The 16073-nt window shown below is 43.4% G+C and carries 14 protein-coding genes; 8 read left to right on the top strand and 6 right to left on the bottom strand.

The annotated features are described in order from the left end of the window. The first annotated feature begins 178 nt into the window (after window positions 1–178). Window positions 179–823 carry a HEPN domain-containing protein gene (locus tag AXW61_RS06475; protein ID WP_004692336.1) on the top strand — a complete coding sequence of 215 codons (645 nt, stop codon included), beginning with the start codon at window positions 179–181 and terminating at the stop codon, window positions 821–823. Window positions 824–885: 62 nt separating this feature from the next. Here AXW61_RS06475 and AXW61_RS06470 read toward each other — a convergent pair whose 3' ends face one another. Beyond that, window positions 886–2076 (bottom strand): MFS transporter, encoded by a 1191-nt coding sequence (locus tag AXW61_RS06470; protein ID WP_062033424.1) that lies wholly within the window; start codon window positions 2074–2076, stop codon window positions 886–888. A 1064-nt stretch (window positions 2077–3140) separates the two neighbouring features. Here AXW61_RS06470 and AXW61_RS06465 point away from each other — a divergent pair. The 6 genes from AXW61_RS06465 to AXW61_RS06440 all read left to right on the top strand — a co-directional run bounded on the left by AXW61_RS06465 (window position 3141) and on the right by AXW61_RS06440 (window position 9006). Next, complete coding sequence (locus AXW61_RS06465) at window positions 3141–4268, top strand: NAD(P) transhydrogenase subunit alpha (RefSeq protein WP_005400772.1); 1128 nt, start codon at window positions 3141–3143, stop codon at window positions 4266–4268. 11 nt (window positions 4269–4279) lie between these two features. Continuing rightward, the gene (locus AXW61_RS06460; RefSeq protein WP_004692331.1) at window positions 4280–4603 is read left to right on the top strand and encodes a proton-translocating transhydrogenase family protein; all 324 of its coding nucleotides are present in this window, start codon (window positions 4280–4282) and stop codon (window positions 4601–4603) included. A 3-nt stretch (window positions 4604–4606) separates the two neighbouring features. Continuing rightward, window positions 4607–6061 carry an NAD(P)(+) transhydrogenase (Re/Si-specific) subunit beta gene (locus AXW61_RS06455; protein WP_004692329.1) on the top strand — a complete coding sequence of 485 codons (1455 nt, stop codon included), beginning with the start codon at window positions 4607–4609 and terminating at the stop codon, window positions 6059–6061. 97 nt (window positions 6062–6158) lie between these two features. After that, a complete protein-coding gene (locus AXW61_RS06450; RefSeq protein WP_062033421.1) occupies window positions 6159–6860 on the top strand; it encodes an FG-GAP repeat protein in 702 nt (233 codons plus the stop codon). Between the two features lie 183 nt (window positions 6861–7043). Beyond that, window positions 7044–8381: an ammonium transporter gene (locus AXW61_RS06445; protein WP_062033418.1), complete on the top strand. Its 1338-nt coding sequence runs from the start codon at window positions 7044–7046 to the stop codon at window positions 8379–8381. 16 nt (window positions 8382–8397) lie between these two features. Beyond that, window positions 8398–9006 carry a hypothetical protein gene (locus tag AXW61_RS06440; protein ID WP_062033415.1) on the top strand — a complete coding sequence of 203 codons (609 nt, stop codon included), beginning with the start codon at window positions 8398–8400 and terminating at the stop codon, window positions 9004–9006. Between the two features lie 47 nt (window positions 9007–9053). Here the strand turns inward: AXW61_RS06440 and rsfS are convergent, their stop codons facing one another. The 5 genes from rsfS to AXW61_RS06415 all read right to left on the bottom strand — a co-directional run bounded on the left by rsfS (window position 9054) and on the right by AXW61_RS06415 (window position 14969). Next, window positions 9054–9458, bottom strand: coding sequence for a ribosome silencing factor (gene rsfS, locus AXW61_RS06435; RefSeq protein WP_004692321.1), 405 nt, complete (start codon window positions 9456–9458; stop codon window positions 9054–9056). 75 nt (window positions 9459–9533) lie between these two features. Beyond that, complete coding sequence (locus tag AXW61_RS06430) at window positions 9534–10328, bottom strand: TIM barrel protein (RefSeq protein ID WP_062033412.1); 795 nt, start codon at window positions 10326–10328, stop codon at window positions 9534–9536. A 15-nt stretch (window positions 10329–10343) separates the two neighbouring features. Further along, window positions 10344–11219, bottom strand: coding sequence for an NAD(P)-dependent oxidoreductase (locus AXW61_RS06425; RefSeq protein ID WP_062033409.1), 876 nt, complete (start codon window positions 11217–11219; stop codon window positions 10344–10346). Window positions 11220–11253: 34 nt separating this feature from the next. Beyond that, entirely contained in the window at window positions 11254–12042 is a 789-nt protein-coding gene (locus tag AXW61_RS06420) for a crotonase/enoyl-CoA hydratase family protein (RefSeq protein ID WP_062033402.1), read from the bottom strand. Window positions 12043–12155: 113 nt separating this feature from the next. Further along, window positions 12156–14969 (bottom strand): ATP-binding protein, encoded by a 2814-nt coding sequence (locus AXW61_RS06415; RefSeq protein WP_062033398.1) that lies wholly within the window; start codon window positions 14967–14969, stop codon window positions 12156–12158. 153 nt (window positions 14970–15122) lie between these two features. Here AXW61_RS06415 and cysM point away from each other — a divergent pair, with 153 nt between their 5' ends. Continuing rightward, window positions 15123–16052 (top strand): cysteine synthase CysM, encoded by a 930-nt coding sequence (cysM, locus tag AXW61_RS06410; RefSeq protein ID WP_005400763.1) that lies wholly within the window; start codon window positions 15123–15125, stop codon window positions 16050–16052. The last annotated feature ends 21 nt before the right edge of the window (window positions 16053–16073 follow it).

Here is a 16073-nt window from a genome sequence, read left to right as displayed (position 1 = left end):
GCAATCGAGGAAAAAGATTGGGATTGAGGTTCAATCTAATTGCTGGGATCTATAATTTGGAACTGAGTAAAAAATGATTTATGAAAGAGGTCTATTATGTCCTAGCAGGATTAAATTGAATTTAGCTTAATCATTCAGTATGTTGAATATATAGAAGAATAAAGTATAGGAAAAGCCGATGTTGCTTTTAGAAGAAATTTTTAAAACTAAAAAAATACAACAGAGTGATGAGTTTAATCTGAGAATACATCGTGGGCTGAGTTGGTTAAAGCAAGCATTCCTGCTCGATCATGATCCCGATTTGCAATTTATCAGCCTCTGGATTTCTTTCAATGCTATATATGCACAAGACTTGGGGCAAAGTCAGGACAAACAGAGTTTACGTCAGTTCTTACATTTAATTTGCCAGCATGATGTCGATCATAGAATTTATAGCATTTTATGGGACAAGTTTAGTCAAGCCATTCGTATGCTCTTAGACAACCAATACACCTATCAAGGCTATTGGGACTATCAAAATAAGAAAATTGGTTTAGAGGTCTGTAAGGCTCAGCTTGAACAGGAAAAGAAGAAAGTGGCGAAAGCGCTACAGCAGAAACATTCGGTCGATATTTTATTGGTACTGTTTAACCGTTTATATACCTTGAGAAATCAGTTGATGCATGGCGGTTCAACCTATAAGAGTTCATTGAACCGCAAGCAGTTGCAAGATGGCTGTCAAATTTTATCGGCTTTGCTGCCCGCATTTTTGTACATTGCTTTGGAGAATGCCGATAGTCTCGATTTGGGTAAACCTTTTTACCCAGTGGCTCAGGTCAGTTAGCACTCAAAATGAAGTGCCCAAACAAAAAGACAGTTTACTGAGTAAACTGTCTTTTTTGAGGGTTAAGCAATACCATGTTTTTTGCTATATAAGGTATCCAGCAGAGCAAAGACACCCGCCATCATCACCAGTGTAATACCGACCAAACATGTACTAGTCCAGCCACCGTGATGCCATGCATAGACACCCAGTGCCGAGCCACACGCGCCACCAATAAAATATAAGGTCATATAGATGGAGTTCACCCGCGACTTCGCATCGGGGCGTAAACGGAAAATCACGTTTTGGTTACAACTGTGTGTGGTTGCAAGTCCTAAATTAATCAGTGCATAACCGATGATGTAGCTGATGAGTGAACTCCCGCCTAAATATAGGAACACCCAACTGAGGGCTAACGTCCCACAGCCGACCCAAGTCAAAAGCAAGGTATAACCGCGATCGGCCCATTTACCAATCCACTGGGTGGAGAGTGCGCCAAATACGCCGACCAAAGTCACTACGCCGACTAAAACATCCGAAAGTTGAAATGGCTCAGAGGTTAAAAGTAAGGCAATTGTTGAAAACAGCATACTCATGGCAGCAAAAGCAAATCCACCCGTGATTGAGCGAAACACCAAACGAGGCTCTTGTTGCAGCAGACTCCCCATGGACTTAAAAATGTCGAAATAGGTGATTTTAAGTTTTGGTAGTTGGGGGAGTTTTCCTTTCATCAGAAGGGCCAAAGCAAACATGGCGATGCCACTCAGCACATAAATCATTTTCCAGTGCCATAAGTCTGAGAGTAATCCAGCCACACTGGTCGACAGTAAAATCCCGACCAATAAGCCACTCATGAGGAAACCGACGACTTCTCCCGTTTTTTCAGGTTTGACTGCCATCGTAGCCAGAGGAATCAGCACTTGTGCTGCAACTGAAAAGAGTCCTGTAATAATGGTGCCTAACCAGAGCATCGATAAGTTGGTAGATGTCGCACAGATAAACAGCCCAGCAGATGTGCCAAACATCAGGAATGGAATTAGTTTGGCTTTGTTCAGCATGTCGCCTAAGGGCACAATGAACAGTAAACCTAAAGCATAGGAGACTTGAGCAAAGGTCACGGTCAAAGCCACTTGTTCTTCTGGTGCTTGAAAGCTTTGCTGAATAGAGGAAATCAAAGGCTGGCAATAATAGTTTGCCCCTGCACATAAGCCGCAGACAATTGCCATCAGCCAGAGCAGAGATTTGTCTCGACTGATGTCGAAAGAAGTATTCATAATGAGCCTTTGATGAGGGAGTATTTTTTAGAATGACGTTTACATCGTGCTTTGAGCTAAATAGATGCATCGTTTCAGAAATTGTATACGAAGCTGATTCAAAAGCCTAAAACAAGCGAGAAAAGGCTGCATAAAAAAATGAGTCGAAGATGAAGACATAGCAAATAGTATGACCTGTTCTGAGGATGGTGTTTTCATCTAATACAATCAAAAAATGATGATATTTCGAATTTCCTGTCAAAAAATAATAAAAATCTTTAAAAAATTCTGAACATGGCCGTCTATTTTGTATGAAATTGTTGCATTCGATCATTTTTACTCATCTTGCACATCAAAGATTTGGGACAAATTACTGAAATATTCATCTATTTAGGGTGTTTTTGCTCAATTGTGGTGCATTTTTGCTTGAGGTTAGTATGTCAATGCGCGCCATTATCATCCGATAAAATATGAAAAAAACATTTTTGTTGGTTATTTCTCGTTTCAGATCTAGTTAAACGCGATCAACCCCTCCTTGTATTTTTAGATGATCCATTTCAAATACGCATTTTAGTTGAGCTAAATTTTGAGCATTGGCATTTTTGATCGATGAAAAATAGGGACAGGCCAATTCGAAGCTTTTGCAAATGGGGCAAAACTGTCATTTAAGTCAATGTCTGCAAAGTTTGCTTGACAGCAGATGGTAAAGCTCGATGAATGACGGGTTCGGGTTAATGTCAATGTGGTGGTTCATATTCTTGGATTGGTCAAAAAGATCAATACTGCGGAATTAAATGACTTGGTTTTGTGCAAAAAAAGTGCAGATTTTAGTGTGTAAAGATCTGTGGTTCAGAATTTGAATAGAAATAAATCAATTTTTAAGCGGATTCAAAGCAAATAAACGCAATATCACCCAATATTTTTTATGAATCACCAGTTCAGTATATGGGTATTTATTAAATAAATAGTGGGTGGTATTTTAAAAAAGTTTCATTAGAATCCAAAAATTCATAAGAACATCCTGTGAGAAAACATTGCCTAATGGGTGATGTTTACTTTAAGAAAAACTAGCTTGAGGGACGCTCATGCAGATCGGAATTCCAGCCGAAACTGTCGTCGGTGAAAATCGTGTAGCCGCAACGCCAGAAACGGTAAAAAAGTTGATCAGTGCTGGTCATAGTGTAGTGATTGAACGTAGAGCGGGTGTGAAAGCTGCTTATATCGACAGTGCCTATGAGCAAGTCGGTGCTACGCTGACAGATGATGCCTATACCGGTAGCCAAATGATTTTAAAAGTACGTGCCCCTCAGGGTGCTGAAATTCAAAAGCTTGCGCCAAATACATCGGTTATTGCCATGTTTGACCCGTACCGTAATACGGAGCTTGATCAATTTGCATCACAACACGTGTCTGCATTTGCTTTGGAGCTACTGCCACGGACTTTATCTCGTGCGCAGAACATGGACGTATTATCTTCACAAGCCAATTTGTCGGGTTACAAGTCAGTGCTTCTTGCTGCGGCAGAGTACCAGCGCATGTTCCCAATGTTGATGACGGCTGCGGGTACTGTAAAACCTGCACGTGTCGTGATCATGGGGGTCGGTGTTGCAGGTCTACAAGCGATTGCGACAGCAAAACGTTTGGGTGCTGTGGTTGAAGCAACGGATTTACGTCCGACGGCTAAAGATCAGGTGGAGTCTTTGGGTGGCAAATGGTTAGACGTACCTATGTCAGCGGAAGAACAGCAAAAAGCAGCCGATGCTGCGAAAAATGGTTATGGCTGGATGCCGGGTGAAGACTATATCCGCGATCAAGCGATTATTGTGGATAAAGCCGTATCGAATGCTGACATCGTGATTACCACTGCACTTTTACCAGGTCGTAATGCGCCACGTCTGATTAAGGCGGAAACGGTTGCCAAAATGAAACCAGGTTCAATCATCCTTGATATGGCGGTTGAAACAGGCGGTAACGTTGAAGGCTCTAAAAATGGTGAAAATGTTGTGACTGACAACGGCGTAACCATTTTAGGTATTCCAAACATTCCGTCTACAGTTTCAACTGAAGCTTCTGCTTTGTATGCACGAAATGTCTTGAACTTCTTAGATACTTTATTTGATGCAGAGAAAAACTTTGCTATCAATCCTGAAGAAGAAATTCAAAAAGCCCTTCTAGTAACTCATGGCGGTCAAGTACTGCTGAAGCGTGGTTAAGGAGATAGATCATGGTTGAAACAATTACAATTTTCGTCCTTGCCATCTTTGTAGGCTACTACGTCGTGTGGGGCGTTACGCCAGCACTACATACACCGCTTATGGCAGTTACCAATGCGTTGTCATCGATCATCGTGGTGGGTGCAATGATTCAAACGGTGGGAATTCCTGCAATTGGTGTTGATGCGAATGTTGCATTCCAAAGTGTGAATGTGGTGAGCATCTTAGGTGCAATTGCGGTGTTCTTAGCAAGTATCAATATTTTCGGTGGCTTCGCAGTAACAGCGCGTATGCTTGAAATGTTCAAGCCAAAGCAAAAGAAAAAAGAGGGCTAATATATGGAATTCATTCGAGACTATGCGGATTGGTTCTACCTGATTGGTGCTGTCCTCTTTATCTTAACTTTACGTGGTTTGTCTGGCCCGAAGACGGCAATTCAAGGTAACCGTTACGGCATGATCGCAATGGCGATTGCTGTAGTGACCACCTTCTTTGTGGCAGATCATCCTGTGATTTGGATGATTGGCGGTGCGATGGTGCTGGGTGCGATAGTGGGTATTGCCCGTGCGCGTACTGTACCTATGACGCAAATGCCTGAAACTGTTGCTTTAATGCACTCGTTGGTGGGTTTGGCTGCGGTATTGATTGCGATTGCGGCAATTCTACATAATAACCAACTGACTGCGTTATTTGCACAAAATGAAGCTGCATTAACTGCTGCGGGTGTGCAACATGCACACATGAGCAAGGTTCATTTATTTGAATTGTTCGTGGGCTGTTTCGTCGGTGCGATTACCTTTACAGCGTCTGTATTCGCTTATGGTAAATTGGCTGCGAAAAAATGGGCAAAAACCATTTCTGGTGCATGGGTTAAACCTGTACAAGCGCTGATTTTCCTTGCAATGTTGGCGTGTGGTGTGTACTTCTTCACGACAGGCAACATGAATGCATTCTGGGCTATGACTGCACTGGCACTTGCATTCGGTTGGGTGTGGATTGCACCAGTCGGCGGTGGTGATATGCCAGTGGTGGTATCGCTATTGAACTCCTTCTCTGGTTGGGCAGCAGCAGGTATTGGTTTCACACTTGAAAACAATATGTTAATCGTTGCGGGTTCTCTGGTGGGTTCTTCAGGTGCGATTCTGTCTTACATCATGTGTAAAGCCATGAACCGTTCAATCATCAACGTTTTGTTTGGTGGTGCAATGGGCGGTACAGCGGTAGCTTCTGCAGACAAAGGCGAACAAGCACAGCGTAACCATCGTTCTGGTTCAGCAGATGACGCAGGCTTCTTGATGTCAAATGCAGACAGTGTTGTGATTGTACCGGGTTATGGTATGGCACAAGGCCGTGCACAAAATGCGGTGAAAGAACTGTGTGAAATCTTGAAAGAACAAGGTGTAAAAGTACGCTTTGCCATTCACCCAGTGGCAGGTCGTATGCCAGGTCACATGAACGTACTTTTGGCTGAAGCTGACGTGGCGTATGAAGACATCTTAGAGATGGATGAGATTAACTCAGACTTCCCAGCAACAGATGTGGTGCTTGTGATTGGTGCGAATGACGTGGTCAACCCTGCGGCGAAAGACGATCCAACATCTCCAATCTATGGCATGCCAATTCTTGAAGCACATAAAGCACGTACCATTATGGTCATCAAACGCTCTATGGCGACAGGTTATGCAGGTCTAGACAACGATTTGTTCTATAACGAAAAAACCATGATGATCTTCGGTGATGCGAAGAAAGTGGTTGAAGATATGACCAAAGCAATCAATGGTGGTGGACACTAATCCTCCTCCTAGAGTGTATAAAGACCACCTTCGGGTGGTTTTTTTATGTTTGCAGCTTTTGCTAAGATGATGTGTATCTTTTCAACAAGAAAACAAGATGAACATAAATCAGATTTCGTTTCAGGTGTTGCTAATCTTTGGTGGGTTCGTTTTGAGTCAAGCTACTCAGGCTCAGGTCTTCGAAATAAAAAATGCATCGAAGCACTATGATGTAAAAATGACGACGAACTGTACGGACAGGAGCTGCGATGGACAAGCCAATATTGATCTTTACCTAAAAGGGACAACACAGCACTTTCAGCATTTTTCCTCGGCTGAATTGACGATGGATCTGGACGAAACTGACAAACCGTCTGTTAATGTGGTGCAGCTTTATGGTGAGCAAAGCGCATTAATTTTTGCTGACTTTAACTTTGACGGCAGTGAAGATGTGGCCATCCGTAATGGTAACTATGGTGCCTATGGTGGACCAACTTACGATGTTTATGTGTTTCATCGGACTAAAAATAAATTTGTTTTGAGTCAGGAGTTATCTGCTTTAACCCATGAAAATTTGGGCATGTTTGAGGTCGATCCAAAACAGAAAAGAATCTTAACCTTCAATAAAAGTGGGTGTTGTTATCACATCCGTTCGGAATATGTCGTGATTCCTAAACACGGCTTGAGTTTAGTCAAAGAATTTATTGAAGATGCAACAGTTCAAGCGGGAAAGGTTAAAGTGACAGAGCGAACGCTGAATCATGGTCGTTGGATAGAGAAGGTCCAGTATTATGCTGTGGATGAGTACTATAAAAACTAAAAGCTATTTTTTATCAATCAGCTGATAAATGCACTTTGGCCCTTTTATGGTGTATCGCTTTTTCACCTTGTTTGAATTGTCCATTTATATTGGCGGACATGGATCATTTTTAAATATCTATAAGGTGTTGAAACACTGGCATTGATTTTGCAATTGAGATGAATAATCTTTGGGGGATTATTCATGAAAAAAATAAAATACTTACTCTTCTTCGTGTGCTGTATTGCCTTACCCAGTTTTGCCGCAGAGTCTCTACCAACACAGACTCAAAATATTCAAGAAATTCGTCTCTCGCTTGACAGTGTTTGGGTGGTGCTGGGTGGCATCTTGGTGTTTTTCATGCAAGCAGGTTTTGCCCTGATTGAAAGTGGTTCGGTACGCTCTAAAAACACCATTAATGTACTCATGAAAAACTATATGGATGCCTGTTTAGGGGGCTTGGTGTTTTGGTTGATTGGCTTTGGTTTGATGTTTGGTGTCAATACGAGTGGTTGGATAGGAACTTCGCATTTTGCACCTAATGCCATGGATGACTGGCACTGGAACCTCTTGTTCTTTCAAATGATGTTTGCGGCCACCGCCACGACGATTGCCAGTGGGGCGATGGCTGAGCGGATTCACTTTGTGGCGTATATTGTGAGTGCTGCGGTGGTCAGTGGTTTGATCTACCCGATTTTTGGTGCATGGGCTTGGGGGAGCTTATTTGATGGCGAAGGTTGGCTAAAAGCCATGGGTTTCATTGACTTTGCTGGTTCAACAGTGGTGCATTCGATTGGTGGATGGGTGGCCTTAGCTGGAATTATCGTGCTGGGACCCCGTTTAGGGCGGTTTGGGCGCAATGGACAGGTCCATTATTTGGCAGGGCATAATTTACCGTTGGTGGCGCTAGGCGGTTTTGTTCTATGGTTGGCATGGTTTGGTTTTAATGCGGCCTCTACTGTGAAGGCGGATGTGAGTATTGGGCGGATTGCCTTGAATACGCATTTGGCGGCGTGTGCTTCGGCAGTTGCCTATATGGTTTATATCCTAATACGTGGTAAAGCAATTTTAATGCGCGGCACCATTAATGCCTCTTTGGGTGGACTGGTTGCAATTACGGCGGGCTGTGCAACCATGAGTCCAGTGTATGCCATTATCAGTGGTGCGGTTGCAGGTGTGTTAGTCAGTATTTTACCGCTGGTGATGGAAAAACTCCGCTTGGATGATGTGGTCGATGCGGTGACTGTACATGGTTTTTGTGGGGCGTGGGGTACATTGGCTGCAGGGTTGTTTTTTGAAAACCAAATGTTTAATGCGGGGATCATTGCGGTACAAGGCTTGGGTATTTTGACAGCTTTTGCGTGGGGTTTTGGTGTGGCGTTGATCGTCTTTAAAGTCTTAGACCTCGTTCTTGGTGGTTTGCGGGTGAGTAAACAACATGAACAACGTGGCTTGGACTATACCGAACATGCAGAACTGTCTTATCCCGAGTTTCAGCGTGATGTGACGTTTGAAACTGATGATATGACCAAACGTCATTAATGAAAGAGGATAGCTCATGTCGACCGAAACATTAACTATTTTACAAAAACGCCAAGCGATCGAACGTGGATTGAGTCAGTACTTACAAGGAACACTTTTAGAGCAAGTATTGAATCACTGGGAAGCGAAATATGGTGATCAACCCTCCTTTGTCCTGAATCGTTTTTTGAGTGAAATCTGTACCACAGAGGAATTACGTTACTTTCGAAAAGACATGCTTAAAAATGTCTTGGCAGAGATGGCCGAAGTTGAAAAACAGGTGTTGTTGAACCCATCTGCAAAAGCATCGAAAAGCGAACAAGGGGGAGCAGTGTTACTCGATGCATTGACGTTTTTTATGCAAAATATCTGTCAAGCAGTCAAAGCCGTTGATGTGCAGGAGTTTGAGTGTGCAGTGAAAATGCAGCTAGAGGTTGTATCCATTGTGATTGAGAGGTATCAGGCCTTGAATGATCGAGCGGTGCTCGAAACTTTGCCCATGACTCAATATGCGCAGGTCTTGACAGTCTGTTATGAAAATTATTGTGAATTTTATGGTCCAGCAAAAGCAGATCAGCTCTATGCCCATGTGAAGCGCCAAGTGAAAGAGCACTACCCAATGGTCGATATGCATCGCTTAATTTAAATAAAATTAGACATAAAAAAAGCGACCTTCAGGTCGCTCTTTTCATATTAGGCTACAGTTTCTTCTGGGGCTGCACGCCAAAGGCTTTCTAAGTCGTAGAAACGACGCGCTGTTGGCAACATCACGTGCACAACAACAAAGCCAAGATCAATCAAGATCCATTCTGCATCACGTTCGCCTTCGACACCGAGAGGGCGAAAACCTGCTTTACGTGCTTCTTCAGCAACGTTATCAGCAAGTGCTTTGATGTGACGCGTTGATGTACCGCTTGCAATCACAATTGCATCAGCGACGTTGCTGATTAGGCTGACATCAATCGCTAAAATATCTTTTGCTTTTACATCTTCAAGGGCTTCATGTACAACTTTTAAGCAAGCTTGTACGTCGGCAGCTTGGGTATTCATTGCGAAATCGTGAGAATTAGAAGCGCTGGGCGATGGTTCTAAATTCATAAAGGGAATTTTTCCGGACAATAACTCATCTTATAATATAGCGTTTTTAGGCGAAAATTTCAAATCCGCAATAGTTCAACTTTGAGGATGTGCAGCAAAGTATTTTGCCTTCCATGCAAAGGACTGAGTTGAAACAGTTTTTGGTCGATATTCAGCCGCAATAAAACCGTCATAACTGCTGTGTTGTAGCCATTCAAAAATATTTGCATACATAATTTGTGCAGTATCTGGTTCATGCCGCCCCGGACAGTCTGCAAATTGGATGTGACCAATATCTTGAATATTTTCTTGTAGCCCTTGCAACACATCCTCACCCATCATGGCCATGTGATAGCAGTCGTATTGCATTTTAAGTGCAGGGTGTTGTACTGCTTCTAGCATTTCCTGTGCTTGGGCAATATTTTGTACTAAGAAGCGTGGCATATCCGTGCCGTTGATCATTTCAAAGACAGGTTGAATGTCATGTTCACTGAATATGTGGCAGGCCAGTTTCAGGTTTTTGGATAAGGTATTTAAACAGGGCAGTAGGTCGGCATCTAGGGGTTGTTTGCCAGCAAGGATATTCACACTTGGCACTTTGAGTGCGCTGGCATATTGCACGGCTAACTGAAGAGCGTGATGAAACTCTAGCTCTTTGCCGGGGACACCTGCGAGTCCATTGCCACCAGTCATTAAGTCGCCCGCAGGAACGTTAATGAGGCAGAGGCTTAAGTTATGAAGCGTAAGCTGAGTTTGAATTTGTTCAATGCTGAGTTCATAGGGAAATTGGATTTCCACATGTTTAAAGCCAGCGGTTTGAGCCAAAGCAAAACGCTCAAGTAGCGGCACTTCGGTAAAAATCATGGATAAATTTACAGCAAGTTTGGTCATGATTTTCTCCTAATTTTATTTGGCTTTTTGTTCTACTTGTAAGATGACTGAGGCAAGATCAGCTTCAGCATAGCCTTGTTGTTGGTGTGCTTGCAATTGCTGAAGTGCTCGCGCTGCAACAGGAATGTCGAGTTGGTGCTGCGCAGCAAGTTGCACAGCATTGTTCAAGTCTTTGGACAGGGTTTGAACTTTCCACTGTACGGGCTCAAACAGGTGAGTCGCCATACGTGGACTTAAAATTTGAAAGGGTTTCGAATCGGCAAAACCGCCTGCAAGCGCAGGTGCGAGTAAGCGAGTATCCACACCAGCTTTGGCTGCTAAAGCAACCGCTTCTGCAATCAGAGTGCTATTGGCTGCCACAATCAGTTGATTACAAATTTTGGTGGCTTGTCCTGTTCCAGTGTTGCCCATACAGGTGACACGTTGCGACAAGATATTATAAATCAAAGACAAATCTTGAATCGTCTGTGCATCGCCACCAGCAAAGATGACCAGCGTCCCTTGTTCTGCACCGACAGTTCCCCCTGAAACAGGTGAGTCGATCCATTGCACCTGTTTTTGTTCGGCACGTGCTGCAAGGTTCAGGGTTTGCTCCACCGAAAGACTGGAAAAGTCGATGATCACTTGCTTCGCCGTCAAAAACGGTTCGATTTGTTCATAAACGCTGAGTGCAGCTTTATCATCAGCTAAACAGGTCAGGACTATAGGATATTCAGCAATGTTCTGTAACGCTAAGTCTGTCGCCCCCAAATCAATGAGTGCATCGCAGGCACTGCGGGTACGGTTCCATACAGCGACTTCGAAACCTGCTTGAAGTAAGCGGGTGGCCATACGGCTGCCCATGAGTCCCATGCCGAGAAATGCAATTTTAGTGTGTCGATCGAAACTCATGGGACCCTCTTTGATTGTCAGTGGTTAAATACTGTTATTTGTATTGGCGTGGTAGATACTGCACGTCGGGTTGTTTATCTTTCTTACGGGCGATTTGGCTATTTTTACCTAACAGTAATTTGAGCTGCCAAATTTTTTCCAAACGTAAGGATTTTTTAGGCTCATGCTGCATAGCATCCAACACATATTTAGAGGCCATGAGTGCATCTGGTGAGCGTTGTAACATTTCTTCTGCAATGGCTTGAGCTTTAGCAAGCGGTGATTCATCAAGATGTGTGACTAAGCCAATTTCTTTGGCATAAGTTGCATCGAAAATACGTGCCGTAAGCGTTAATTCTTTGGCAAGATCTAGTCCGATCAAACCTTTCAAAGAACGCGTCAGTCCCATATCCGGAACCAGTCCCCAACGGCTTTCCATAATCGACATTTGGCTTGCAGGGTGTGCCACACGAATGTCCGCCGCTAAAGCCAATTGCATGCCAGCGCCAAAGCAAAACCCTTCAATCGCGGCAATCACAGGAACAGGCAGTTCTTGCCAAATTAGGAAGGCTTTTTGAAAGAGGCTTTGTCCAGGTTTGATCAGTTCCCACGCGGCATAGGCGCGATTCTTCGGATTGTTCAAATCGGCAAGATCAATGCCTGCACTAAAGACTTGCGCTTCACCAGTAAGGATGACACAGCGAATGCTGCGGTCTTTTTTAATTTTTTCAGCAGTTTTAACCAATTCGCGCAACAGGTCGAAACTCATCGCATTGCGTTTGTCTGGACGGTTAAGTGAAACAGTGGCAATGCCGTTTTTGTTTTCAATGCGAAGTAAAGCCATGATGATAACTCTTATTTTTTGCTCGCACGGAGCATAGCATAGCTCCCGTGCGGATAAATGATACCAAGAGTCACGTCGCAACTTGTCTTTGGTGCCATGCTCTTTTGAAAGTTTTATGAGCTATGTTTGATTAAAATTTGCTGTGCCGCATGTTGTACTTGTTCAATCACGACTTTGAGTTCATTGAAACGTTTTATAGTTTCTTGAACAAACTGTTCATCTGCTTTACGACGCTCTTTACGTAAAGTTGAAACAAACTGTTCAAATGCCCCTGTTGCTTCTTGTAAGTTGGGTACACCGACATAGCGTGTTGCACCATACAGACGGTGTAACACATGCTCCAATTGTGGGAAATCTTCCATTTCAATCAACTGCTTCATTTCATGCAACTCAGTATCAAAACTATCCATTAACATACGCAATAAGTCGACTGCTAAGTCTTCTTTGTTGGCAGCTAACTGTAAGCTTTGCTGCCAGTCGAGCACCTTCGGATCGAGTGCTTCAATCACGATGGCTTTTTCAACGGGTGAGCCTTTGTTGAAACGATCAGTGGTCCAATGGGTCAGGATTTGAATAATCTGATCAATTTGAATTGGTTTGGTGACATAGTCATCCATGCCGACTTGCAGTAGTTTTTGTTTTTCATCAGCCAATGCATGTGCAGTGAGGGCAATAATGGGCAAGCGCTTATGGTTTTCAATGGTTGACTCCAGCGCACGAATGGCACGTGTAGTATCGACCCCCGACATGACAGGCATTTGAATATCCATAAATACCAAATCAAAAGCTTTGCTGTCGTGTTCAGCGCGCTCTTGTAAAATCTCTAAGGCTTGTTGACCGCTTAAAGCTTTTGTTGTGGTGACATTCAACTCGCCTAGTAGGGCTTCAAGGACAATCAGGTTAGGGAGATGGTCATCCACCGCTAAAATATGTAAGCCTTGACCATTGAAGGACTCCATTTCATCTTCTTCAAATAGCGGTTGATTGCTGAGTAATTGAATCAAAGCACTCCGACTGAGTGGTTGGTATAATGGTCGTGCGCGATACTCATTCAGCGTGGTCAAATCGAGTGACATCTGGTAGCCATAAACCGCAAGGTTACCGCTATAACGCTGACGAATTTCTTTTAATAAGGCTTCGGTATCACCACTATGGTCAACAATTAACCATGTGTTTTCCACATCTTGAGGCAGTCTGTTGAGGTGACTGAACAAGTCTAAAATTGAACTCGATTCGATGTGCTCCACAGCATAGTCTTCAAGATAATGACGTAGAATATTGGCTGTTGCAGGATGTGCCAAATACGAGACCACTTGCATATCGCTAAACTGAGGATGCTCAACGTACTCATCTTCTTCATTGACCATAAACATGGCTGTAAACCAGAAAGTGGAACCTTTTTCGGTTGGCGCGCGTTCTTGGTTGTCCTCAAATCCAATTTGCCCCTGCATCAAATGCACCAGCTGTTTGGAAATCGCTAAGCCTAGACCTGTGCCGCCAAATTGACGCGTGACCGAAGCATCGCCTTGCGAGAAAGACTCAAACAGTTTTTTACGGTCGGTTCCACTGAGTCCGATACCGCTGTCTTGTACACTAAAGTGCAATAGGCACTGTCCAATATCATCTTGTTCCACTCTTGCGCGGACGATGATCTCGCCATCAGGAGTAAACTTAATGGCATTGGAAATCAGGTTGGTTAAAATTTGTTTAAAGCGTAGGGCATCTCCAACCACATGCTTTGGCACATTGTCGGCATAGTAAAAGGCCATATCGATATGCTTTTGTGCAGCAAGAGGAGACAGCATATCCATAACATCAAAAATTGCTTCTTCTAAATCAAAAGTTGCAGTATCGAGTTCTAGTTTACCGGCATCAATTTTTGAAAAATCTAAAACATCATTGATCAGTGCCAGTAAGTGTGCAGATGATTTACGGATGGTTTGTAAATACAGGTTTTGATCATTGTTGAGGTTGTCTTGACGCAGTAACAGGTGAATAAAACCATCAATACTGTTCAGTGGCGTGCGCAGTTCATGGCTGATATTGGCCAAGAATACAGACTTGGACTGACTTGCTGAAATGGCTTGGTCACGCGCTTGACGATAGGTAATGTTTTGCACTTCTAAAGTGTCAAGGGTTCGACGTAAATCGTCTTCCGTCTGCTCAGTGTGTTCTTTCAATTCTAAAAAACTAAAATGCAGGCGTTTCACCACATTGGCAATATCGCGCTGTAGTAAGCGTAATTCACCAGTACTGTTAATCAGCATGTGTTGATCGAGGGTGTCGGCATTTAAACGTTGCAGCTGCATGCGAATTTCATACATCGGCGCAATCCAGCGACGCGAGTAGAAATTTAAACAGAGTAAAAGTAGTAATAGTGTCAACAGACCTGTCGCAATCAACACAATCAACACGCGATAACGGGCAATTTGTAAAGGCTGGTTATCTAATTCAACCACCAACTGCGCAGGCGTGCCTGTAAATTGGTTGATGGGCAAACCATATACTGTATTACCTTTAAAATTCATCGGGCCAAAAAAATCAGTATTTTTTTTCAACGCAGGCCACGGCGCTTGGTCTTGGTAGCCAATGCTAAGTTTGTTATTGCCTTTTTCATCAATAATTGCGGCACGAATCAGATGTTTTTCATCTAACATCTTTTGCATCAAATAACGTGCATTTTCATACTGCCAAGGGGAGGCATTCACCAAATTGATCGCCGCTTCTGCATCCAGCTGGTAGCGCGTTAAAATCGCAATCGCCATTTGTCGCTGCTGGGCTTTGGCTGCATTTGAAGTTTCGGTAATAACCAGTAATGCACCTACACAGGCCAAAATCATAATCGGCACGAAAATAAGTGCAATGAGCTGTCCATAAGCATGGTTTAAGTGCAGACGATTAAATAACTTTTTATTGATATTTGACATGGTGCAAGTGATTTATTCCCTATGCTTTGAAGTGTAGCACGCTTTATAAAAAATCGATGGTGCTTTAATCACTTTCGCGAAAAAGCACGCTAAATGGGTGCAGGGACTGGCATTTTTCCATACAATAGGCGCACCTCGATCAAGGTGCAAAGAATGAGTACTACATCCACTGATTTTCAAGCAGACGAATTTTTGTTAGATCACTATGTTGGAAAAACTCCACTGGTGCGTTTACAGCGTCTGGCTAGTCACACTCAAGCAACAGTATTGGCAAAGTTAGAAGGCAACAACCCCGCAGGTTCTGTCAAAGACCGTCCCGCGTATAACATGATTATGCAAGCGGAAAAGCGAGGGCAAATCCAGCCGGGCGATACCTTGATTGAAGCGACCAGTGGAAATACCGGCATTGCACTGGCGATGGTTGCTGCGATGCGTGGCTATCAGATGAAACTGATTATGCCCAACAACATGAGCCAAGAACGTAAAGATGCAATGCGTGCTTATGGCGCGGAACTGATTGAAGTGACCAAAGAACAGGGCATGGAAGGTGCACGTGATTTGGCTTTGCAAATGCAAGAAGAAGGCAAAGGGCATGTACTCAACCAGTTTGGTAATCCTGATAATGTTGAAGCACATTATTTAACGACTGGGCCTGAACTTTGGCAGCAAACAGGTGGCAAAATCACTCACTTTGTGAGTTCAATGGGCACTACAGGTACCATTATGGGGGTCTCTAAATATCTCAAAGAAATGAACCCCGACATTCAAATTATTGGTCTACAGCCATCAGATGGTTCAAGTATCGCTGGGATTCGCCGTTGGCCGGAAGAATATTTACCAACGATTTTTGATCGCAGTCGGATTGATCAAATTATTGATATTCCACAAATTGAAGCTGAAAAAACTATGCGTAAATTGGCGCAAAAAGAAGGGATTAGCGCAGGAACTTCTTCAGGTGGTGCTGTGTGGGCATCAATTAAAATTGCTGAAGAAAACCCTGGTGCCGTCATTGCGTGCATTATTTGTGACCGTGGTGACCGTTATTTATCGACGGGTCTTTTCTCTGTGGTCGATCCTGAATAAAACAATAAAAGAGAGTCCTGC

Origin of the sequence: Acinetobacter sp. BMW17 (assembly GCF_001592855.1) — a bacterium.
Taxonomy (GTDB): domain Bacteria; phylum Pseudomonadota; class Gammaproteobacteria; order Pseudomonadales; family Moraxellaceae; genus Acinetobacter; species Acinetobacter johnsonii.
This window is presented reverse-complemented; position numbering and strand designations above follow the sequence as displayed.

What these genes read in the sequence shown, in the direction of transcription:
- AXW61_RS06465 (WP_005400772.1), top strand. Translation starts at nt 3,141, where the DNA reads ATGCAGATCGGAATTCCAGCCGAAACTGTCGTCGGTGAAAATCGTGTA.
- AXW61_RS06430 (WP_062033412.1), bottom strand. Translation starts at nt 10,328, where the DNA reads ATGACCAAACTTGCTGTAAATTTATCCATGATTTTTACCGAAGTGCCG.
- AXW61_RS06445 (WP_062033418.1), top strand. Translation starts at nt 7,044, where the DNA reads ATGAAAAAAATAAAATACTTACTCTTCTTCGTGTGCTGTATTGCCTTA.
- AXW61_RS06460 (WP_004692331.1), top strand. Translation starts at nt 4,280, where the DNA reads ATGGTTGAAACAATTACAATTTTCGTCCTTGCCATCTTTGTAGGCTAC.
- AXW61_RS06450 (WP_062033421.1), top strand. Translation starts at nt 6,159, where the DNA reads ATGAACATAAATCAGATTTCGTTTCAGGTGTTGCTAATCTTTGGTGGG.
- AXW61_RS06420 (WP_062033402.1), bottom strand. Translation starts at nt 12,042, where the DNA reads ATGGCTTTACTTCGCATTGAAAACAAAAACGGCATTGCCACTGTTTCA.
- AXW61_RS06415 (WP_062033398.1), bottom strand. Translation starts at nt 14,969, where the DNA reads ATGTCAAATATCAATAAAAAGTTATTTAATCGTCTGCACTTAAACCAT.
- AXW61_RS06455 (WP_004692329.1), top strand. Translation starts at nt 4,607, where the DNA reads ATGGAATTCATTCGAGACTATGCGGATTGGTTCTACCTGATTGGTGCT.
- AXW61_RS06425 (WP_062033409.1), bottom strand. Translation starts at nt 11,219, where the DNA reads ATGAGTTTCGATCGACACACTAAAATTGCATTTCTCGGCATGGGACTC.
- cysM (WP_005400763.1), top strand. Translation starts at nt 15,123, where the DNA reads ATGAGTACTACATCCACTGATTTTCAAGCAGACGAATTTTTGTTAGAT.
- rsfS (WP_004692321.1), bottom strand. Translation starts at nt 9,458, where the DNA reads ATGAATTTAGAACCATCGCCCAGCGCTTCTAATTCTCACGATTTCGCA.
- AXW61_RS06475 (WP_004692336.1), top strand. Translation starts at nt 179, where the DNA reads ATGTTGCTTTTAGAAGAAATTTTTAAAACTAAAAAAATACAACAGAGT.
- AXW61_RS06440 (WP_062033415.1), top strand. Translation starts at nt 8,398, where the DNA reads ATGTCGACCGAAACATTAACTATTTTACAAAAACGCCAAGCGATCGAA.
- AXW61_RS06470 (WP_062033424.1), bottom strand. Translation starts at nt 2,076, where the DNA reads ATGAATACTTCTTTCGACATCAGTCGAGACAAATCTCTGCTCTGGCTG.